Genomic DNA, 19,838 nt, shown 5'->3' on the forward strand with positions numbered 1-19,838 from the left:
GCAGCCTAGTGCCCGGCGTCGTACCAGGAGGGCCCGACGCCGATCTGGACTTCCAGCGGCACGCTGAGGTCCGCGGCGGCAGCCATCTGCTCGGTGACCAGCGCCTCCACCGCCGCACGTTCTCCGGGCGCCACTTCGAGGACGAGTTCGTCGTGGACCTGCAGCAGCATCCGCGACTTGAGTCCCTGTGCCTGCAGTTCGGCGTGCACACCGAGCATGGCGCGTTTGATGATGTCGGCGGCGGAGCCCTGGATGGGGCTGTTGAGCGCAATGCGTTCGGCGTTCTCGCGAAGCTGGCGGTCCGTGCTGGTGAGGTCCGGCAGGTAGCGGCGGCGGCCTTCGATGGTGGAGGTGTAGCCGTCCACCCTGGCCTGGTCCACCACTCCCCGCAGGTAGTCGCGGACGGCGCCGAACCGGTCGAAGTAGTCCTTCATGAGGGTGCGGGCCTCGTCCACGGAGATTTCGAGCTGCTTGGACAGCCCGAAGGACGTCAGTCCGTAGGCCAGGCCGTAGGACATGGCCTTGACCTTGGAGCGCATGGCGCTGGTGACCTGGTCTGTGGGCACGTGGAAGATGTTGGAGCCGACGAACCGGTGCAGGTCCTCGCCGTCCTTGTACGCCTGGATCAGCCCGGCGTCTCCGGACAGGTGGGCCATGATCCGCATTTCGATCTGTGAGTAGTCCGCGGACAGCAGGCACTCGTAGCCGTCACTGACCACGAAGATGCCGCGGACGCGCCGGCCTTCCTCGCTGCGGATGGGGATGTTCTGCAGGTTGGGGTTGTTGGACGAGATCCGGCCGGTGGCTGCCACGTTTTGGGCATAGGTGGTGTGGATCCGGCCGTCTTCGGCTACCGACTTCTTCAGGGACTCGATCATCTGGCGGAGCTTGGCGGCTTCGCGGTGGGCCATGAGCTGGACCAGGAACTCGTGGCCGGTTTTTTCCAGGAGGTTCTTCAGCGATGCGGCATCGGTGGTGTACCCGGACTTGATCTTCTTGGTCTTGGGCAGCTGCAGTTCCTCGAACAGGACCGTCTGCAGCTGCTTCGGGGAACCAAGGTTAACCTCGTGGCCGATCGCCGCGAAAGCCTGCTCCTGCGCCTGGTCGATGACCCTGGCGAGGTCGGCGAGCTGTTCATCCATGCGGTCCAGGTCGATCCCGATCCCGGCCAGCTCCATATGAGCGAGGACGCGGCTGACCGGCAGTTCCAGCGTGGACAGCAGTTCCTCCGCGCGGCGTTCCTTGAGTTCCGTTTCGAAGAAGCGGCTCAGGGCGAGCACGACGGCGGCAGCCTGGACGAGGGCCTCGGCGGCGGCGGTGTCATTGCCGTCGAAGGACAGCTCAAGCTGGCCTGCCTTTGCAGTGGCGGCGGGCATCCCGACATTGAGGTGGTGCTGGGCCAGTTCGGCGAGTTCGTAGGTACGCCGGTCCGGCTGGATGAGGTAGCCCGAGATGGACGTGTCGTCCACCACGCCTTCGAGCTCCAGTCCGCGCGCGGTGAGTGCCTTCAAAGCGGCCTTGAACCCGTGCAGGACCTTGGGCGACTCGGGGTCACGGAGCCAGGCCGCCAGCTCATTTTCGGTGTCCGCGTCCAGGGCGGTGAGGTCCAGGTAGACGGCGGCACCCGCACGCACGATGGCCAGGCCGGCGGCGTCTTCGCCGATGCGTCCCGGGACGAGGTCGACGGCGAGGGCTGAGCGCTGCCCGTCCCCTCCGGCCAGGAACGAAGCGAGTTCGTCACGGGTGGCCGGAACGGTGTACGGAGGCGCTCCAATGCTTTCGCGTTCGGCTGCGGGGGCGTCGTCATTCCCATAGAGCGCGAAAAGCCGGCTGCGGATGGTTTTGAATTCGAGCTCATCGAAGAGGTCTTCCAGGGCTGCCTGGTCGGGGCGGGGTTCAAACAGGTCGTCCAGGGTGACCGGAAGTTCCAGGTCAGTGTGCAGCTGGTTGAGGCGCCGGTTCCGTTTGACGTTGTCCACGTTTTCGCGAAGGGAGTCCCCCACTTTTCCACCGATGGAGTCGAGGTGTTCCAGGACCCCTTCCAGCCCGCCATAGAGGTTGATCCACTTGGCCGCAGTCTTGGGACCGACGCCCGGCACGCCAGGGAGGTTGTCCGCGGTCTCGCCCACCAGTGCGGCGAGGTCCGAGTAGCGGGAGGGCGGGACGAAGTACTTCGCCTCGATGGCCGCGGCATCCATCCGCGGGATGTCGCTGACGCCCTTCTTCGGGTACAGGACAAAGACGTTGTCGGTGATGAGCTGGAACGCATCGCGGTCACCGGAAACCAGCAGTACCTCGTGGCCGGCCTTCTCGCCCATCGCCGCGAGGGTGGCCAGGATGTCGTCGGCCTCATAGCCGGGCATCTTGATGGTCTTGATGCCCCAAGCTTCCATGACCTGGCCGATGAGGTCGATCTGGCCGCTCATCTCCCGCGGCGTTTCGTTCCTGCCGCCCTTGTATTCGCTGTACTCGGCCTTGCGGTGGGTCGATTCGTCGGAGACGTCGAAGGCCACGGCGATGTGGGTGGGCTGCTGTTCCTTGATGAGGTTGATCAGCATGGAAGTGAAGCCGTGGATGGCGTTGGTGTGCTGCCCGTTGGACGTGGAGAACTTGTCTGCAGGCAGGGCAAAGAATGCGCGAAATGCCATGGAATGGCCGTCCAGGACCAGGAGCCGGGGCTGGCCGGTCATCGGTACGACGGGGGCGGCAGTGGCTGAAACCGACTCACCGGCTGAGGGGGCTGCGTCCTGGGCGGCGGCGCCCTGCGGAAGTACTGGGGATGGAAGAGGGGCCGGTTTGGTTGTTTCACTCACAGGTGCCAGCCTAGTTGGCATGATGGACAATTTCACGCCCGGCCCCTTCGAGGCAGAGCTCACCGAGGCCGGTATACCGGAGCACCTGCACGGCTGGCTGGGGCAGTTTGGCATCGGCGCGCTGGTGGTGAAAATGGGGATCCGGTTCCTGGAAATGAGCCCGGAACGGACCGTGGCCACCATGCCGGTAGAGGGGAACACCCAGGTGGCGGGCATTTTGCATGGTGGCGCGCATGTTGTCCTCGCCGAAACCCTCGGCTCGTTCTCGGCCTGCATGCACGCCGGCCCCCACCGCCATGCCGTGGGAATCGAGGTCAACGCCACCCATCACCGGTCCATCGCAAAGGGCCTGGTGACCGGCACCTGCACCGCCATCCACCTGGGCGGCACCCTGGCGACGCATGAGATCGTGATGACAGACGAGCAGGGCCGCAAGCTCTCCACCGCCAGGATCACGAATATGCTCCGGGACAACACCCGCGCCTAGGGCGTTCCGAGTGCTGCTCAGGCGACGCCGCTGTTGAGCAGGTACCGCGACTCAATGATGCCCCTGCCCAGGGTGCGGGAGGCAGTCAGCTCAAGCGGCGCCGTCGGACCCTGGACGGGCAGCAGGCGCTTGCCCTCGCCCAGGAGGACCGGGATGGTGGAGAGGATGATCTCATCCAGGAGACCCTCGGCTGCGAACTGGGCGGCGAGGTTTCCGCCACCCACCACCCAGATGTTCCGGCCCGCGGCGTCCGCGCGGAAGTCATCGGCGAACTCGGTAACGCTGCCCCTGACGAACGTGATGTCGGAGCCCGGCGGCGCTGCGTGTTCGTGGTGGGTGAAGACGTAGCAGGGTGTTGAAGCGTACGGCCATGTGCCCGGTTCGTGTTCCATCAGCCAAGCGTAGGTCTCACCGCCCATGACGATGCAGCCAACGTCCGCCATGAACGATTCGTAGCTGTCACTGCCGCCTTCGAAACCGTCGAACTGCAGGAGCCAGCCGAGATCGTCTCCTGTGGTGGCGATGAAACCGTCCAGGGAGGCAGCTACGAAATACTGGATGCGTGGCATGGGCCAAGCCTAGCCAACGGTGAAGGGCCTGCCCAGCGCCACGGGAGGGTGCCGGCGTTTACTTGGAGAAGTACGGAATGATCAGGTAGAGCCCGAACAGGACCGCGGCACCGCAGAGGCCAAAGCAGACGTAGGCGAGCGACCGCTTCAGCCCGGGAGAGGGCTGGGAGGCGTCGGCGGCGATGGCTGTCAGCCGCACGCCCAGGGCGTACAGCGTCACCACCGTGGAAGCGGCTATGAGTGTGGCGCCGGCAACTGTCAGGAGTTCCAACCACTTCATCGCTGCGTTTCCTTCGAGTTGGTTGCGTCGGCGTCGGCCGGGGCCTGCGGCCCTGCCTCTGCCTTCGGCGAGGACGGCGCCTTGGCGTTTGCCTTGGCACTGGCGTCGGCTTTCGCCTTAGCCTTGGCTTCGGCGCGGGCCCGCGCCATGGCCTTCTTCTTGGCGAAGCGGACGGCCTGCCCGGCTTCCTCGACCTCCACGGCGTTGTGGTGGCCCACGGCGGACTTGCGTGAGTAGAAGAACATGAACAGGACCGCCCCGGTACCGGCGATCGCCGCGATGAGGACTCCCACCACTCCGGTGTTCACGAGAAGCGCGGTCAGCGCGCCGACGATGCCGGCGGCCGGAAGGGTGAACAGCCAGCCAACGGCAATCTTGCCCACCATGTTCCAGCGGACGGTGGTGCCCTTGCGGCCCATTCCCGAGCCGATGACGGAGCCGGAGGCCACCTGGGTGGTGGACAGCGCGAAGCCCAGGTGCGAGGACGCCAGGATGGCTGACGCGGTGCTGGTCTCTGCGGCGAAGCCCTGCGCGGGCTTGACCTCGGTGAGGCCGGATCCCATGGTGCGGATGATGCGCCAGCCGCCCGAGTAGGTGCCGATGGCGATGGCGAACGCGCAGGCGGCGATAACCCAGAACTGGGGTCCGGTGCCGGGAGCCTGGGTGCCGGCCGCGATGAGGACCAGGGTGATGATGCCCATGGTCTTCTGGGCGTCGTTGGTACCGTGCGCCAGCGCCACGAGGCTGGAGGTGAAGATCTGCCCCGTGCGGAAGCCGCCACGCTTTTGCGTCAGCTTGCTGCCGGTCTCAGGATCGTGCCGCGAGGTCAGGGCGTAGGCGAGGCGGGTGCACACATACGCCACCAGCCCGGCGATAAGGGGTGCGAAGATGGCCGGGAGGATGACCTTCTGCATGAGGGTTTCGAGATTGACCGAGCCGAAGCCGATGCCCGCGATGGCTGCGCCGATCAGGCCGCCGAACAGGGCGTGCGAGGAGCTGGACGGCAGTCCCTTGAGCCAGGTGATCATGTTCCAGAGGATGGCGCCCATCAGGCCCGCGAAGATGATCTCCGGAGTGATCTGGACGCCGTCGGTGCCTTCGCGGATGATGCCGCCGGAAACCGTCTTCGCCACCTCTGTGGACAGGAACGCACCCACCAGGTTGAGGAGGGCGGCCAGCGTCACCGCGGTCTTCGGCTTGATGGCACCCGTGGCGATGGGTGTTGCCATGGCGTTCGCGGTGTCGTGGAAGCCGTTCGTGAAGTCGAAAAATAGAGCCAGTGCAATGACCAGCGCCACCATGAAGGTGATGTCCACCTGTTGCCCAATCTGCAGAGTTGGTGTTCAGCGGTTTCCGTACTCCGGCTGCCCTGCACAGCATAATTCACCGGATGTTCGTGGGGAATGTCCTGTGCTGGTTACCAAGCCGGTGCGAAACCCTATCGATCGTACGCGTCCGTGGCAGCAGGTCAAAACAGCGATCCGGCCAGGAAAGACCGGACGGACTCCAGTTCGGCGGGCGAGATTCCACGCCGGGGATCCGGGGAAACGGCAAGCATCCGCCGGCCCAGCAACCGCACCCACGACTGGGCTTCGGCCTCGTAGCCGAGCTGGTCGTCGATCCACACGGCGGCGTCGGGCCCGGTTGCTTCCAGGTGGTCCATGATGGCCCGGAGTTTCCACCATCCCTCCCCCGTCCCCGCTCCGGCCGCGGTGAGATACGGCCAGTCTTTGCCATCCAGGCCGATGGCCGGGCACAGGTACTGGGGTGCAAGTTCCTCCCAGCTGGTGAGCCAGACGCAGCGGACGCCTTCGGTGCGGGCCATGCTGTTGAGCCCGGTGACCAGCTCAGCGGCATAAGCAACGGGCAGCAGCCCGGCGTCAGCCCGCCGCCACGCAGTCCCCCACCCGGTGGTTCCGTCCGGTCCGAAAGGGCAGATGACGCCGTCGACGTCGATATACAGCGTGCGTGCCACGGTGTCGGTCCGCGCGGGTCAGCCGGGCCGGTCCGGCTGGCTGCGGCCGATGTCCAAGCCGGGCGCAGCCAACCTCTCCAGGGCTGCGATGGTCACGTCGGGCAGGACAATCAGTCCGTCCAGTTCCCGCCGCGCCCGCTTGTAGGCGGCTTGGCGCTCCGCCGGGGTGGCGGCCGCGTTCTCGGCAATCATCAGCAGCTTCCTGGCCGTGGCGAGCCGCTCACGCTCGGGCCCGGAAAACTTGCTGTCGCGGATCCGGCGGGCTTCCCGCTCCGCCACGTCCAGGGCAACGGCAAAGGCGTTGACTGCCGTCCGGTAGGCATCCAGTTGTGCCGGTGACAAGTCTGTGCCGGGGTGGGGACGCTGGCCGTCAGCGTCGCGCTTGGCCCGCAGGAAAGCAACGGTCAGGGGTTCGCGCACGTCCGTCATGAGTGGAAAGTCGATGAGCTTGCCCACGTCGAGTTCGTACTCGAGCCAGCGCCGGTTGGTGGCGTCATGCGTGGCGGTCAGCGCCTCCACCTCGGCCACAGATGCCTTCCCGGCTTCCCGGGCCTGGTTCTTCAATGTGAGCAGTTCCACCTTGCGCCGATGCCGCCGCTCGCTGGCCTTGCGCCACGAATTGGCATAGTGGCCGGCGAAAGCGGTCAGGGGAAAGACCAGCCACCATTTATCGGAGAGGAATTCAAAGAGGGGCTCCACTGCACCATCCTCGCAGGCGGCACCGGCAGCCTCAAGGCTCCTGCCTGGCCATTGGTTCATCATGGAGGTAAACCGGCTTCATCACAGGACAGGAGCACAGGCATGAGTACCAGGACCGCCCTCGTCACAGGTGCATCCTCCGGAATTGGAGAGGCCACCGCCAGGAAACTCCACGCCCTGGGTTTCACCGTCTACGGCGCCGCACGGCGGACCAGCCGGCTCCAGGACCTTGCCCGGGACGGCATCCGCCCGCTGGCCATGGACGTTACCGGCGACGCCTCCATGCTCGCCGGCATCGGGGAGATCATGGCGGCGACCGGACGGATCGACGTCCTGGTCAATAATGCCGGCTACGGTTCGTACGGCGCGTTGGAGGACGTGGACATCGATGAGGGAAGGAGGCAATTCGAGGTCAACGTCTTCGGCGCAATAAGGCTGGCCCAGCTGGCATTGCCCCACATGCGCGCACAGGGCTCCGGCACCATCGTGAACATCACGTCGATGGGCGGAAAGATCTATACGCCGCTGGGCGGCTGGTACCACGGCACCAAGTTCGCCCTTGAAGCCCTCAGTGACTGCCTGCGGCTGGAGGTCAAACCGTTCGGCATCGACGTGGTGGTCATCGAACCCGGCGGGATCGAAACCGAGTGGGGCGGCATCGCCGCGGACTTCGTTGAGGAGACCTCCGGCAAGGGTCCCTACGCGGTCCAGGCGGCGGCCGTGGCGAAGACGCTGCGCTCAGGTTCCAACCCGAAACGCAACTCCCCGCCGTCGGTCATTGCCGACGCCGTGGCCAAGGCAGCAACGGCGGGCAACCCGAAGACCCGGTACGTGGCCGGGTTCGGTGCCCGGCCCCTGATCGCGGCCCGCAGGCTCCTCACCGACCGGCTGTTCGACACGCTCATCAGCAGGGCGGTCGGCCTGCCGCGGAAATAAGCCTGCCTGTTCGGGCCACGGCGGCGGCAGTACGCTGGAGACGATGTCCCGGAGGGGCCAATGACGGAACTGGACCAGCTGCTGGCGTCCGGGCGGGAAGCGTTCGCCCGGCGGGACTGGCCTGCGGCCGAACGGACCCTGCGCGAAGCCTCGGCGCTGGCGCCCCTGCCAGCCGGCGACCTCGAAGCCCTGGCGGACTCCGCCTGGTGGCTGGGCGATATCACGGCAGCGCTGGCCAACTCCGAGGAGCTGTACCGGCGCCTCCTGGAAAGCGGCGATCGTGCCGGAGCCGCCATGACGGCCATCGAATTGAGCCTGCGGTGGGGCACCCGCGGCGACCTGGCCGTCGCGTCCGGCTGGCTCAGCCGTGCCCGGCGGACGCTCTTCGGGTTTGAGGCCCTGCCGGTTTACGGCTACCTCCAATACCTGGAGGCAACCATGACCATGGACTTCGAAGGCGACCCGGGACCTGCCGCAGGGGCAGCTGAGGCACTTGATGCCCTGGCGAACACCTGCAGTGACCCTGCCCTTGCCTGCTTCTCGACGGTTCTGTCCGGCCTGGCACTGGCACGGGCCGGCGACGTGGAAGCGGGCTTCCGGCACCTGGATGAAGCGATGCTGCCCGTGCTCGCCGGCGACGTCCCGGCCGAGTGGAGCGGCGACATCTATTGCACCGTGACGCACCTCTGCCATGCCCTCGGCGACTATGCACGGATGCGGTCGTGGACCGATGCCCTGCAGCGGTGGACAGCAGGTATGTCCGGCACGTTCGTGTACGCCCACGTGACCCGGGTCCACGAGCTCCAGCTGCTCAGCACTGAAGGCTCCTGGGAGGAAGTGCTCAAGGAGATCGGCCCGCTGAGTGAAGCCCTGGCCGGCGCGCATGGGTGGATGGCGGGCGCCGGTTACTGCGAACTGGGTGACATCCTGCGGCTCCGCGGCGACCTGCCCGGGGCCATGGACGCGTATGCCAAGGCGCGGGAAACCGGTGTGGAACCGCAACCCGGCGAAGCCCTGCTGCTCCTGGCATCCGGCCGGCATTCCGAAGCCCTCCAACTCCTGGGCCGCTCGCTGGGCGAAAGCACCGCGCTGGACAGGGCCCGGCTCCTGCTGCCCGCCACGGAGGCGGCACTGGCGGCCGGGCAACGGGCGCTCGCCGAAGCCTATTGCGCCGAACTGGAAGAGAGCGCAACCCGCTTCAGTTCGCCGGGCTTCCATGCCTGGGCGGCCCATGCCCGCGCACGGGTTCTGCTGGCCGCGGGCCGGCATGCCGATGCGCTGGAGCCGCTGGAGAGGGCCATCCGGATCTACCGCCTCCAGCATGCGCGGTACAGCATTGCCGCCGTACATGAACTCCTGGCCGACTGCCGGCAAGGCCTGGGGCAGCAGGGCGCCGCTGCAGCGGACCGCGCCACAGCCCTCGCGATCTACCGCGGACTCGGTGCGCAGCCGGATGTCCGGCGGCTGGACGGACCGCTGCCTGGCGGACTCACGGCGCGCGAAACAGAGGTCCTGGCCCTGGTGAGCCGCGGTGCCAGCAACCGGGAGGCCGCAGCCGCCCTGGTCCTCAGCGAGAAGACGGTGGGACGGCACCTTGCCAACATCTTTGCCAAGATCGGCGTGGCCTCGCGGACGGCGGCGGCGGATTGGGCGCGCGGGCACCACGTGGCCTGACGGACGACGCCGGTAGGGAGCCGGAGCGCTTGCGCTCTTTTGGTGCGCACCCGCTGTCGTGCGTCCCCCAGCGGGTGCGCGCCTGCAGCATCCGCACCATGCCCGCCGCGCCATGATGCATCATCCGCCCGACGCGGGCCCCTCATCCGCGGCCCTAGGTTGGGACCATCCGGAAAGACCGGACAGCCCCCGCCGGCCCGATGGGCGCCGGGGACGGGACAAAGGATAGATCGATGACCACCTACCAGGCAGAAACGGCGGCCGAAGCGCCGGCCGAGAGCACTGACGCGGCCGCCGCGCGGCTCATGGAAATCCTGAACGACGGGTCCGCAGCCGTCCTGATCAGCCTCGGCCACCAGACAGGGCTGTTCGATGTGCTCGCTGCCCTCCCGCCCGCCACAAGCGCGCAGGTCGCGGATGCCGCAGGGCTCAATGAACGCTACGTCCGCGAATGGCTGGGCGGCATGGTGACCACAGGCATTCTCCGCTATGCGCCCGGCACAGGATCCTACGCACTGGAGCCCGCCTACGTGCCGTCCATGACCGGAACGGGAGTGGACAACCTTGCCAGGACCCTGACGTTTGTCACCCTCATGGGCGAGGTGGCGGGAAAGGTTGCCGGCAAGTTCCGCACGGGCGGCGGTCTGCAGTACGACGACTATCCCGGCTTCGTCCAGATCCAGGCTGCGGACAGTGCGGCCGTCCACGACTACTCCCTGGTGGATGTCATCCTTCCGCTGTCCGGCAGGATAGCGGACCTGCGGGCCGGCATCCGGGTGGCCGACCTCGGCTGCGGCGCCGGCCACGCGGTCAACCTGATGGCGCAGGCCTTCCCTGCCAGCAGCTTCACGGGCTACGACTTCTTCGAAGAAGCCATCGAAGCCGGCAGGACCGAAGCGCAGCAACTGGGGCTCGCCAACGTCCGGTTCGAGCTCGCCGATGCCGCATTGCTGGACCTCCGCGAAGAGCTGGACCTCGTCACAGTGTTCGACGCCGTCCACGACCAGGCCCACCCGGCGGCGGTGCTGCGGAACATCCGGCGGGCACTCAAGCCCGGCGGGACCTTCCTGATGGTGGACATCAAGGCCTCCAGCAACCTGGAAGAGAACGTGGAACTCCCCTGGGCCGCCTTCCTCTACGCCATCTCCACCACGCACTGCATGTCGGTGTCCCTGGCCCAGGACGGCGACGGCCTGGGCACTGTCTGGGGTGTACAGCGGGCTGAAGCCATGCTGCGGGAAGCCGGCTTCCGTGACGTCGAGGTGCTGGATCTTGCGGAGGACCCCTTCAACGCCTACTTCGTGGCGTCGGTGTAGGTCCGGCCAGTAAATCGGTGTAGGTCCGGCCAGTAAACATGAAGGGCACCCCTGCGCTGTTCCGCGGGGTGCCCTTCGCCGGCCTGGCTGCCGGATCAGGGGGCGTCCGCGGCACGCTCCCCCGCGTTGGCGTTGACCAGCCACGCGACGCCGAACCGGTCCGTGCACATGCCGAAGACGTCACCCCACGGGGATTTCTCCATCGGAACGGTGACGGCGCCACCCTCGCCGCTGAGCTTGTCGTAGTAGCCGCGCAGTTCCGTTTCGTCCTCGCCGCTGAGGGAAATGGAGATGGCGGAGCCCTCGCTGAATTCCATATGGTTGGGGGTGTCCGAGCCCATCAGCACCAGGCCGTTCGGCGTAGTCAGCATGCCGTGCATGACCTTCTCGGCTTCAGCCGGGTCCTCGGCCATCTGGTATTCGCCGAACGTGCTGACCCGCAGGTCGCCGCCAAAGACTGACTGGTAGAAGTTCAGGGCCTCGCGGGCGTTGTCCCGGAAGCTGATGTACGGATTGAGGATGGTCGGCATGACTGGATCTCCTTCGCGTGGTGTCGTGGTACGGACCAGACAACATCCTGCCCCATGGGCGCTTCCTGTGGTAGGGCTGGTGGGCGGCCCCGGACGGGTTGTCAGGGCACGAACCGGTACCCGATGCCGGGTTCGGTCAGCAGGTGCCGTGGCTTGCCGGCGTCGGCCTCCAACTTCCGCCGCAGCTGGGCCATGTACACCCGCAGGTAGTTTGCCTCCTTGACGTAGCCGGGACCCCACACCCGTGCCAGCAGCTGCTGCTGTGTGATGAGCCGGTCAGGGTTCAGGACAAGGATTTCGAGGATTTTCCACTCGGTGGGCGTCAGCCGTACCGCAATTCCGCCGCGGTCCACCCGGCGGGCTGCCAGATCCACGCTGAACGCCGCAGAAGCCACCACTGGTGCCGCTTCCGGGACAGGGACGCGGCGTTGCAGGGCGCGCAGCCGTGCCAGGAGTTCGTCCAGCCCGAAGGGCTTGGTGATGTAGTCGTCGGCTCCGGCGTCCAGGGCGCCCACCTTGTCCACCGACCCATGCCGCGCCGACAGCACCAGGACCGGCAAGCTGCTCCACCGCCGCAGGTCGCGCAGCACTTCCACGCCGTCCATGTCCGGCAGTCCCAGATCCAGGATCAGCAGGTCCGGTGGGTGGCGGGACGCGGAAAGGAGCGCCGATGCGCCGTCAGCCGCTGCGTCCACGGCGTATCCATGGGCGGCAAGGGTGATCCGCAGCGCCTTCAGGAGATGGGGATCGTCGTCCACCACCAGCACCCTGGCGTGGGCAGCCGCAGGGCCGGCCGCCGTCGTGTCCTGGTTCGCCGGCGTCATTCCTGCGCCCCTCCGGCCGGCCCGCCACCTGGTCCCGTGAAGGCACGGCCGGCACGTGCAGATCCTGTGACCGGTGGCCCGGCGGACAGCGGCAGGCGGATGACCATCGTCAGGCCGCCACCCGGTGTTTCTTCAGCGTCCAGGGTTCCGCGCATCGCCTGCACGAACCCCTGTGCCACGGCCAGTCCCAGCCCGATGCCGGTTCCCTGGTCCGCGTCCCCCAGCCGCTGGAAGGGCTGGAACATCTCCACCACCTTGCGGGCCGGAACACCCGGGCCGTGGTCGATGATCCGCAGCTCGCCGGCGGGGTGGCCGCCCGGTCCGGCCTGTTGCACCGGCGTACCGGAAATAGTGATGCCCGCCCCGGGGGCGTACTTCAGCGCATTCTCCACGATGTTGGCGATGGCGCGCTCCAGCAGCCCGGGGTCCGCCTCCACAGCGGGCATGTTGGCGGGAAGCATCACCGTCACAGCATGGTCGGGGCACGTCCGGAGGGCGTGGTCCACGGCAACCCGCCACCGCACGGGTTCCAGCAGAGGTTCAACGGACTGGGCAGTAATCCTGGACATGTCCAAGAGGTTGCCCACCAGCCCGTCCAGCCGGTCAGTGCATTCATCAATGGTTTCCAGCAGTTCCCGCCGCTCCTCGGGGCCGTAGCCGACGCCGTCCTGGAGGAGGCCCCCGGCTGCCAGCTTGATGCCCGCCAACGGCGTCCGGAGATCGTGGGACACTGCCCGGAGGATCGCGGTGCGCATAGCGTTCCCCTCGGCAAGGCGGGAAATCTCCAACCGGCTTGCCTCCAGCTGCCGCCGTTCCAGGCGCGCCCGGACATGAACCCCGAAGGCGTCCACCAGCCGGCGCTCCGTGCGGGGAATTTCCCGTCCGAACAGGAGCAGCCACGTGCGGTTGCCCAGTTCCTCGGCAGTCCGCGCCCCCGCCACCTCCGGGCCCTCCTCCCAGCCCGGGATGTCCCCCGCACCCGCCACAAGTTCCCAGCCCTGCTGCGGAGGGTCAGCGGAGGCGGTGACCACGGCCGCTCCGGAGACCCCGAAGACGCTGAGGGACTCCGCGAGCAGCGCCTGCAGGGAGTCCTCGGAGCGGGAGGCCCCCAGTGCCAGGTCAGCCAGGGTTGCCGCTTCGGCCCGGGCGAGGGCTGCTTCCTTGGACCGGCGGGCCGATCCATCCACGACGCCGGCCACGGCAACGGATACCCCTACGAAGACGCCCAGCGCCAGGACGTCCTGGGGGTCGTGGATGGCAAGGTCCCCCACCGGTGGCGTGGAAAAGTAATTGACCAGCAGGCTGCTCCAGAGGGCACCGGCCACCGCCGGCCAGAGCCCGCCCACCAGGGCGACGGCCACCGCTCCGGCCAGCTGCACCAGCACCGCCGTGGCCACGCTGTGGTCCACCACCGCAAGGAACAGCTGAAGGCCTGCCGGAAGGATGGCCGCGAGCGCGAATCCTGCCATGGTCCTGCCCCGGCCGAGTTCGGTCCGCACACGCCGCATCGGGTGGACGGCCGGGTCCCGGGGCACCACCTGCACGTCGATGTCGCCTGCGTCGCGCACCACCCGGGATTCAACGCTGCCGCGGAACAGTCCCGCAATCCGCCGCCGCGACTGTCCCACCAGGATGTGCGTCGCCTGCACCGACCGTGCGTAATCCAGCAGGACCTGCGCGACGTCCGTTCCGGCGAGCGCATGGTATTCGCCGCCCACGCCGGCCACTGTCCGGCGCAGGTCTTCGAGGGCGCGCGGCGAGTCGCCGCGGGTACCGGACGGGGTCCTCACGTGCACTGCCAGCAACTCCCCGCCGCCGCGCCCTGCAAGGCGCGCGGCGCGCCTCACCAGGAGTTCGTCGTCGTCCCCGCCCTTAAGGCCGGCGACAATCCGTTCGGTTGCCATGAGGCACATTCTTCCACCGTTGCAGCAGGTGGATGCGCCGAAGGGCCTCGGGTGTGGGTCCGCTCACAGCGGCGTTAAGGATGCATCAAGATCGCCCGTTTGCCGGTTCCGTGGCCGGTGCCCGGTGCTACGTTCGGCTGTGCCCGGCGGCGTGCCGGGACCTTGATTCGAAAGGCATAGCGATGACCACCATGAGCCGGCCCCCGGCTGATCCCTCGGCCCCGCCGCTCCCCAGGGGCATGGCAATGAAGAACTGGCTGCTGTTTGGGCTGCAGGACACCAAGGGCACGCACCAGGGTCCTGGCGGCGTGGCAGCCAGCGGGCACCGGAAGCACCGCTGGTGGCAGGTGATGTGCCTGACTGGTGTGGACTACTTCTCCACCCTGGGCTACCAGCCCGCTATCGCGGCCCTGGCCGCCGGTGCCATCTCCCCGCTCGCCACCCTGGTATTGGTGGCAGTCACCCTGTTCGGGGCGCTTCCCGTGTACCGCCGGGTGGCGGCGGAGAGCCCGCGCGGCGAAGGGTCCATTGCCATGCTTGAACGCCTCCTGCCCCGCTGGGGCGGCAAGCTGCTGGTGCTGGTCCTCCTCGGCTTCGCGGCAACCGACTTCATGATCACCATGACCCTGTCCGCCGCCGACGCCACCGCCCACCTGATCGAGAACCCGTTCGCACCGGGGTGGATGCACGGCCAGAACGTCGCCATCACCCTGGTGCTGCTGGGGCTCCTTGCGGCAGTGTTTTTGCGGGGCTTCAAGGAGGCGATCGGCATCGCGGTGGTCCTGGTGGCCGTGTACCTGGCGCTGAACGTGGTGGTGGTGGCCCGGGCACTGGCCGAGGCAGCCACCCACCCGGTGGCGGTCAGCGGATGGTGGGATGCCCTCACCACCAGTCATGGAAACCCCCTCATGGCGGTGGCCGTGGCCCTGCTGGTGTTCCCCCGCCTGGCCCTTGGGCTGTCCGGGTTTGAGACGGGCGTGGCCGTCATGCCGCAGATCCGGGGCGGTTCCGGTGACACCGAGGCCAACCCTGCAGGGCGGATCCGCGGTACCCGCCGGATGCTGACCACTGCCGCCCTGATCATGAGCACGTTCCTGATCACCAGCAGTTTCGCCACGGTGGTCCTGATTCCGGAGCAGCAGTTCCAGCCCGGCGGCGAAGCGAATGGACGGGCCCTGGCTTTCCTGGCGCACACCTACCTGGGCCCTGAATTCGGCACGGTGTACGACATCAGCACCATCGCCATCCTGTGGTTTGCCGGCGCCTCCGCGATGGCGGGGCTCCTGAACCTCGTACCCCGGTACCTGCCCCGCTACGGTATGGCGCCGGAGTGGGCCAAAGCGGTCCGGCCCCTGGTGCTGGTTTTCACGCTGACGGGTGTCCTCATCACGGTGCTGTTCGAGGCCGACGTCGATGCCCAGGGCGGCGCCTACGCCACCGGTGTCCTGGTGCTGATGACGTCCGCGGCAGTGGCGGTGACGTTGTCCGCGCGCCGGCTCCGGCAACGGCGCAGGAGCATCGGGTTCGCCATCATTGCGCTGCTGTTCCTCTACACCACGGTGGCCAACATCTTCGAGCGGCCCGAGGGCATCCGGATTGCCGGGTTCTTCATCCTGGCGATCGTGGCCATCTCCCTGCTGTCCAGGGTGCTCCGGTCCTTCGAGCTGCACGCCACCCATGTCCGGCTGGACACCGAGGCGCTCGAGTTCGTCACCTCCGCGGTAGCCGGTCCCATCGGGATCATCGCCCACGAGCCACTGCGCCGCTCCGCGGAGGCGTACCGGCGGAAGCTGGCCTCCGCCACTGAGGCGAGCCACTTCCCTGACAATGCCACTCCCCTGTTCCTGGAAGTGATGGTGGACGACTCCTCTGACTTCGAAACGGCCCTCGAAGTACGGGGCGTCCTCCGCCACGGCTACCCTGTGCTGGAAGTCCACGGCCCGGTGGTCCCCAACACCATCGCCTCGGTGCTCCTGCATATCCGGGACGTCACCGGGCTCATGCCGCACATCTACTTCCGCTGGACCGAGGGAAACCCTGTGTCCAACCTCCTGCGGTTCCTGGTCCTCGGTGAGGGCGAGATTGCCCCGGTGACCCGCGAAATCCTGCGTGAAGCCGAACCGGACGTGACCCGGCGCCCGTGGGTCCACGTCGGCTGACCCGGAGCAGGGGAAAAGTGGTGCCGAACGGACTGGAGGAAAGTAGGCTCGGGTGATGGCCAGATTCTTCGATGTTCATCCGCACGATCCGCAGCCCCGCGCCATTGCGCAGGCCGTCAACATTGTCCGCGACGGCGGGCTGATCGCCTACCCCACAGACTCCTGCTATGCGCTGGGAGCACAGATGGGCAACAAGGAGGCGCTGGACCGGATCCGGACCATCCGGCACCTGGATGACAAGCACCACTTCACCCTGGTCTGCCGGGATTTCGCCCAGCTGGGCCAGTTGGTGAACATCGGAAACGACGTGTTCCGGAGCATCAAGTCCGTGACACCCGGCAGCTACACGTTCATCCTCCCCGCCACCAAGGAAGTGCCCAAGCGGCTGCTGCACCCTAAGAAGAAGACGGTGGGTGTGCGGATCCCGGACAACCGGGTAGTGCAGGCCCTCCTTGCCGAGCTGGGTGAACCGCTGCTCTCCAGCACCCTGCTGCTGCCGGACGAGGACGAGCCGCTGACCGTGGGCTGGGAAATCAAGGAACGGCTTGACCACCAAGTGGACGCCGTGATTGACGCCGGTGATTGCGGCGCCGAACCCACCACGGTTGTGGACTTCTCCAGCGGGGTGGCCGAGGTGGTCCGCCACGGCATGGGAGACGCGTCACGCTTCGAGTAGCCGCCGGTCCCCGGCCGCCGTCGAGACGCACCTAGCCCCTGGCCGCCGTCGTAATCTACGACGGCGGCCAGCAGGTCCGTGCGGAAGGTGCGCCGCTGCAGGCTGGTGGTTCAGTCCTGCTTCTTCGCGCGGCTCGGCTGCACCCTCGGCGGCTCGCCGGGCATCTTGGGGTAGTCCGGCGGGAACGGCATTTCACCCAGCCCGTCCTTGGTGTCCCGGTCCCACCACTCCAGGAGGGTGTTGATGCTGCCTTGCTTTTCGCCGAATTTGGCCCATGGGTCCCCCACGGTCTTCAGCCGGTCCGGGACGGTGAGGACGGTGAACTTCCTGGGATCCGTGTTCTCCAGTTCATTCCACGCGATGGGGCATGAGACGGGGGCGTGCGGCAGCGCGCGGGGACTGTAGGCTCCGGCGATGGTCCGGTCCCGGTTGGCCTGGTTGAAGTCAAGGAAGATCCGCTCACCGCGTTCCTCCTTCCACCATGCCGTGGTCACCTTGTCCGGCATCCGCCGTTCCACCTCCCGGGCAGCGGCAATAACGGCGTGCCGGACGTCCAGGAACTCGCGGACCGGCTCAATCGGAGCATAAACATGCAGGCCGCGGTTGCCTGAGGTCTTTATGAACGACTCAAGTCCGGCCTCGGCCAGGACATCCCGCAGCACCTGGGCCGCCGGTATGGCGTCGTCGAAGTCCGTACCGGGCTGTGGGTCGAGGTCGATGCGGAGCTGGTCCGGGTTGTCCGTGTCCTCCGCCCGGGACGGCCAGGGGTGGAACACCACCGTGTTCATCTGCACGGCCCAGACGGCGGCCGCCGGCTCGTCCAGCACCAGCTGGGGATGGGAACGCGCGCTCGGATAAACCACCTTGACGGACCGGACGAAATCCGGGGTGCCCCGGGGCGGGTTCTTCGAGAAGAACATCTCGCCGTCGATGTTGTCGGAGTACCGCTGCAGGGACACCGGACGGTCGCCGTTCGCTGCGATGAACGCCTCCCCCACCCCGCAGATATAGCGGGCGAGATCCAGTTTGGTCAGGCCCAGGTCCGGGAACAGGACCCGGCTGGGGCTGGAAATGCGCATCTCGCGCTCGCCGTGGGGGCCCGGGACGGTGATGGTGGTGTGTTCGCTCGCCATGGGGACAACGTACACCCCGCGCTCCGCACGTCAGCACATTGCCCTGCCAGGTCCGGCATGATGGATCCATGCCCGCAACCGATCAGCACCTGTCCATCCCGGTGGGCGATACCGCCGTCTCCGCCGACTACGCCCGCCCGGACCACCCGGCAGGCCCCGTCCCCACCGTGGTGGTGGCGCACGGAGCCGGCGCCGGGATGGAACACCCGTTCCTGCGCGGTTTCACCGCTGCCCTGAACGAACTGGGGCTGGCCACGCTCCGGTTCAACTTCCCCTACCGTGAAGCGGGCCGCAAATTTCCGGACCGCCCTCCGCTGGCCATCGCCACCTGGCGGGCAGTCATGGCTGCCGCCGCGGAACAAGCGACGGCCCACGGCGACACAGGCCCGGTATGGGCCTGCGGTAAATCCTTTGGCGGCCGGATGGCGTCCATGGCCGTGGCGGAGGGGATGCCGGCGGCCGGCCTCATTTACCTGGGCTATCCGCTGCACCCGCCGGGCAAGCCGGAGAAAATGCGCGACGAACACCTGTACGGGCTGGCCACTCCCATGCTGTTCCTGCAGGGAAGCCGGGACACGTTCGCCACCGCGCACCTGCTTGAGGACGTGGTGGCCAGGATCGGCCCGACGGCGGTCCTGCAGTGGGTGGACGGTGGCGACCATTCTTTTGCGGTGGCGGGGGCTAAACGGCCCGCTGACCAGGTTGGTGCGTCCCTGGCGGCGCCGGTGGCGGATTTCATCAGGTCCAGCGGCTGACAACGGCCGGGCCCGGTGCCGGCTAGGCGGCGTCTTCGTGCCACCAGCCCGCCCAGGCAGCAGAGGTCAGCCGGCCCGCCGGGAATGTCCCGGATTCGGTGTTGCGGGACCCGCCGGCTTCGTTGCGGCGGCCATCCAGCAGGAGGTTGAGGCTGGTCAAGAGAAACATGGTGCTTCCTTTCGTAGGTGGTGCGGACCACGCTGTCCGCGTAGGAACGAGCCTAGGGAAGTGATGTTTCAGCACGTCGACTGGACGTTTCGGCTTTGTATCGTTGTTCTCACGCAACCGTCTGCGCAGCGGTGCAGGCCGCGATGCATGCCGCGGGGCGCCGCGGGGCGCCCGCTTTAGTTCCGCCGGTTGGTCCGTGCCGTGGCCGGAGCGGCCCAGGGGTCCTCGGGCCACGGATGCCGGGGGTACCTGCCCCGCATCTCAGCCCTGACCTGGGCATACGGCCCGGACCAGAACGAGGTGAGGTCGTCGGTGACGGCCAGCGGCCGGCGTGCCGGGGACAACAGGTGGAACAGGACCGGAACCCGGCCGCCGGCCAGTCGCGGTGACTCGGCCAGCCCGAAACACTCCTGCAGTTTCACGGCCACCACGGGCCGGGTGGTTTCCTCCCCGGGGACCGGATAGGCCACCCGGACCCTTGAACCGCTGGGGACCTCGAGCCATTCGGGCGCCAGCTCATCGAACCGCGCCGCCTCCGGCCAGGGCAGCAGGTTCCGCAGCGGACCGGCCAGGTCGATGCGCGCGACGGCGGCCCCTTCCGCGAGTGCCTGGAGCTCCGGCCCGAGCCAATCGTCGAGGCGCTGCAGGAGCGCCCCGTCCGAGACGTCGGGCCACGGCCCGCCCAGTTCGCGGTGCAGGAGGGCGAGGCGCCCGCGGAGGTCCCGTGCCGCCGTCGACCAGTCCAGCAGGGCGAGCCCATCCCGGCGCAGGGCCGCGCTGACCGCTGCACGGCCAGCCTCCGGCGTGGGCCGGACGGGCGTGTCCGCCAGCACGATGGCGCCCAGGCGCCGGACCTTCCGTGCCGTGACCCGCCCCTGCCGGAACTCTGCCTCGACGGCCTCGGCCAGGAGGTGGCTGGCGGCAGACTCAGCCTGCGGA

Annotated in this window: 19 protein-coding genes; 7 read left to right on the forward strand and 12 right to left on the reverse strand. The window is 67.7% G+C overall.

The window, feature by feature from the left end:
* Positions 1 to 5 precede the first annotated feature (5 nt).
* Positions 6 to 2,648, reverse strand: a complete 2,643-nt coding sequence (polA, locus tag UC32_RS16590; protein WP_045732292.1) for a DNA polymerase I — start codon at positions 2,646 to 2,648, stop codon at positions 6 to 8.
* Positions 2,649 to 2,832: 184 nt separating this feature from the next.
* On the opposite strand from polA, the gene UC32_RS16595 reads away from it, so the two are divergent.
* Complete coding sequence (locus UC32_RS16595) at positions 2,833 to 3,300, forward strand: PaaI family thioesterase (protein ID WP_200896406.1); 468 nt, start codon at positions 2,833 to 2,835, stop codon at positions 3,298 to 3,300.
* Between the two features lie 17 nt (positions 3,301 to 3,317).
* Here the strand turns inward: UC32_RS16595 and UC32_RS16600 are convergent, their stop codons facing one another.
* The 5 genes from UC32_RS16600 to UC32_RS16620 form a co-directional block, all read right to left on the reverse strand.
* Entirely contained in the window at positions 3,318 to 3,869 is a 552-nt protein-coding gene (locus tag UC32_RS16600) for a dihydrofolate reductase family protein (RefSeq protein ID WP_045732294.1), read from the reverse strand.
* A gap of 58 nt (positions 3,870 to 3,927) precedes the next feature.
* Positions 3,928 to 4,149 carry a hypothetical protein gene (locus tag UC32_RS16605; RefSeq protein ID WP_045732295.1) on the reverse strand — a complete coding sequence of 74 codons (222 nt, stop codon included), beginning with the start codon at positions 4,147 to 4,149 and terminating at the stop codon, positions 3,928 to 3,930.
* Positions 4,146 to 5,465, reverse strand: coding sequence for an inorganic phosphate transporter (locus tag UC32_RS16610; protein ID WP_045732296.1), 1,320 nt, complete (start codon positions 5,463 to 5,465; stop codon positions 4,146 to 4,148). The genes UC32_RS16605 and UC32_RS16610 overlap by 4 nt, the downstream gene beginning before the upstream one ends.
* Positions 5,466 to 5,617: 152 nt before the next feature.
* Entirely contained in the window at positions 5,618 to 6,124 is a 507-nt protein-coding gene (locus UC32_RS16615) for an HAD domain-containing protein (protein WP_045732297.1), read from the reverse strand.
* Between the two features lie 18 nt (positions 6,125 to 6,142).
* The gene (locus tag UC32_RS16620) at positions 6,143 to 6,823 is read right to left on the reverse strand and encodes a hypothetical protein (RefSeq protein ID WP_045732298.1); all 681 of its coding nucleotides are present in this window, start codon (positions 6,821 to 6,823) and stop codon (positions 6,143 to 6,145) included.
* Between the two features lie 102 nt (positions 6,824 to 6,925).
* Between UC32_RS16620 and UC32_RS16625 the strand changes: the two genes are divergently transcribed.
* The 3 genes from UC32_RS16625 to UC32_RS16635 all read left to right on the forward strand — a co-directional run bounded on the left by UC32_RS16625 (position 6,926) and on the right by UC32_RS16635 (position 10,749).
* On the forward strand, positions 6,926 to 7,759 hold the full coding sequence (locus UC32_RS16625; protein ID WP_045732299.1) for an oxidoreductase: 834 nt from the start codon (positions 6,926 to 6,928) through the stop codon (positions 7,757 to 7,759).
* A gap of 60 nt (positions 7,760 to 7,819) precedes the next feature.
* Entirely contained in the window at positions 7,820 to 9,433 is a 1,614-nt protein-coding gene (locus tag UC32_RS16630) for a helix-turn-helix transcriptional regulator (protein ID WP_045732300.1), read from the forward strand.
* A gap of 233 nt (positions 9,434 to 9,666) precedes the next feature.
* On the forward strand, positions 9,667 to 10,749 hold the full coding sequence (locus UC32_RS16635) for a class I SAM-dependent methyltransferase (protein ID WP_045732301.1): 1,083 nt from the start codon (positions 9,667 to 9,669) through the stop codon (positions 10,747 to 10,749).
* A gap of 95 nt (positions 10,750 to 10,844) precedes the next feature.
* On the opposite strand, the gene UC32_RS16640 is transcribed toward UC32_RS16635, so the two are convergent.
* The 3 genes from UC32_RS16640 to UC32_RS16650 form a co-directional block, all read right to left on the reverse strand.
* On the reverse strand, positions 10,845 to 11,279 hold the full coding sequence (locus tag UC32_RS16640; protein ID WP_045732302.1) for a VOC family protein: 435 nt from the start codon (positions 11,277 to 11,279) through the stop codon (positions 10,845 to 10,847).
* A gap of 101 nt (positions 11,280 to 11,380) precedes the next feature.
* Positions 11,381 to 12,103 carry a response regulator gene (locus UC32_RS16645; RefSeq protein ID WP_045732303.1) on the reverse strand — a complete coding sequence of 241 codons (723 nt, stop codon included), beginning with the start codon at positions 12,101 to 12,103 and terminating at the stop codon, positions 11,381 to 11,383.
* Positions 12,100 to 14,007, reverse strand: coding sequence for an ATP-binding protein (locus UC32_RS16650; protein WP_235423692.1), 1,908 nt, complete (start codon positions 14,005 to 14,007; stop codon positions 12,100 to 12,102). The genes UC32_RS16645 and UC32_RS16650 overlap by 4 nt, the downstream gene beginning before the upstream one ends.
* A 182-nt stretch (positions 14,008 to 14,189) precedes the next feature.
* Here UC32_RS16650 and UC32_RS16655 point away from each other — a divergent pair, with 182 nt between their 5' ends.
* Entirely contained in the window at positions 14,190 to 16,166 is a 1,977-nt protein-coding gene (locus tag UC32_RS16655; RefSeq protein ID WP_045732304.1) for an APC family permease, read from the forward strand.
* A 55-nt stretch (positions 16,167 to 16,221) separates the two neighbouring features.
* Positions 16,222 to 16,842, forward strand: coding sequence for an L-threonylcarbamoyladenylate synthase (locus UC32_RS16660; RefSeq protein ID WP_045732305.1), 621 nt, complete (start codon positions 16,222 to 16,224; stop codon positions 16,840 to 16,842).
* Between the two features lie 110 nt (positions 16,843 to 16,952).
* On the opposite strand, the gene ligD is transcribed toward UC32_RS16660, so the two are convergent.
* The gene (gene ligD, locus UC32_RS16665) at positions 16,953 to 17,975 is read right to left on the reverse strand and encodes a non-homologous end-joining DNA ligase (protein ID WP_045732317.1); all 1,023 of its coding nucleotides are present in this window, start codon (positions 17,973 to 17,975) and stop codon (positions 16,953 to 16,955) included.
* A 68-nt stretch (positions 17,976 to 18,043) separates the two neighbouring features.
* Between ligD and UC32_RS16670 the strand changes: the two genes are divergently transcribed.
* Positions 18,044 to 18,730: an alpha/beta hydrolase family protein gene (locus tag UC32_RS16670; RefSeq protein WP_045732306.1), complete on the forward strand. Its 687-nt coding sequence runs from the start codon at positions 18,044 to 18,046 to the stop codon at positions 18,728 to 18,730.
* Between the two features lie 22 nt (positions 18,731 to 18,752).
* On the opposite strand, the gene UC32_RS20845 is transcribed toward UC32_RS16670, so the two are convergent.
* Positions 18,753 to 18,899 carry a hypothetical protein gene (locus UC32_RS20845; RefSeq protein WP_167534772.1) on the reverse strand — a complete coding sequence of 49 codons (147 nt, stop codon included), beginning with the start codon at positions 18,897 to 18,899 and terminating at the stop codon, positions 18,753 to 18,755.
* Between the two features lie 176 nt (positions 18,900 to 19,075).
* On the reverse strand, positions 19,076 to 19,838 hold a 763-nt coding region (locus UC32_RS16675), incomplete at its 5' end, for an ATP-dependent helicase C-terminal domain-containing protein (protein ID WP_045732307.1).

Origin of the sequence: Pseudarthrobacter chlorophenolicus (genome assembly GCF_000962805.1) — a bacterium.
In the GTDB taxonomy this organism is placed as follows: Bacteria; Actinomycetota; Actinomycetes; order Actinomycetales; family Micrococcaceae; genus Arthrobacter; species Arthrobacter chlorophenolicus_A.

What these genes read in the sequence shown, in the direction of transcription:
- polA (WP_045732292.1), bottom strand. Translation starts at nt 2,648, where the DNA reads ATGGCATTTCGCGCATTCTTTGCCCTGCCTGCAGACAAGTTCTCCACG.
- UC32_RS16595 (WP_200896406.1), top strand. Translation starts at nt 2,833, where the DNA reads ATGATGGACAATTTCACGCCCGGCCCCTTCGAGGCAGAGCTCACCGAG.
- UC32_RS16600 (WP_045732294.1), bottom strand. Translation starts at nt 3,869, where the DNA reads ATGCCACGCATCCAGTATTTCGTAGCTGCCTCCCTGGACGGTTTCATC.
- UC32_RS16605 (WP_045732295.1), bottom strand. Translation starts at nt 4,149, where the DNA reads ATGAAGTGGTTGGAACTCCTGACAGTTGCCGGCGCCACACTCATAGCC.
- UC32_RS16625 (WP_045732299.1), top strand. Translation starts at nt 6,926, where the DNA reads ATGAGTACCAGGACCGCCCTCGTCACAGGTGCATCCTCCGGAATTGGA.
- UC32_RS16630 (WP_045732300.1), top strand. Translation starts at nt 7,820, where the DNA reads ATGACGGAACTGGACCAGCTGCTGGCGTCCGGGCGGGAAGCGTTCGCC.
- UC32_RS16635 (WP_045732301.1), top strand. Translation starts at nt 9,667, where the DNA reads ATGACCACCTACCAGGCAGAAACGGCGGCCGAAGCGCCGGCCGAGAGC.
- UC32_RS16640 (WP_045732302.1), bottom strand. Translation starts at nt 11,279, where the DNA reads ATGCCGACCATCCTCAATCCGTACATCAGCTTCCGGGACAACGCCCGC.
- UC32_RS16645 (WP_045732303.1), bottom strand. Translation starts at nt 12,103, where the DNA reads ATGACGCCGGCGAACCAGGACACGACGGCGGCCGGCCCTGCGGCTGCC.
- UC32_RS16650 (WP_235423692.1), bottom strand. Translation starts at nt 14,007, where the DNA reads ATGGCAACCGAACGGATTGTCGCCGGCCTTAAGGGCGGGGACGACGAC.
- UC32_RS16655 (WP_045732304.1), top strand. Translation starts at nt 14,190, where the DNA reads ATGACCACCATGAGCCGGCCCCCGGCTGATCCCTCGGCCCCGCCGCTC.
- UC32_RS16660 (WP_045732305.1), top strand. Translation starts at nt 16,222, where the DNA reads ATGGCCAGATTCTTCGATGTTCATCCGCACGATCCGCAGCCCCGCGCC.
- ligD (WP_045732317.1), bottom strand. Translation starts at nt 17,975, where the DNA reads ATGGCGAGCGAACACACCACCATCACCGTCCCGGGCCCCCACGGCGAG.
- UC32_RS16670 (WP_045732306.1), top strand. Translation starts at nt 18,044, where the DNA reads ATGCCCGCAACCGATCAGCACCTGTCCATCCCGGTGGGCGATACCGCC.
- UC32_RS20845 (WP_167534772.1), bottom strand. Translation starts at nt 18,899, where the DNA reads ATGTTTCTCTTGACCAGCCTCAACCTCCTGCTGGATGGCCGCCGCAAC.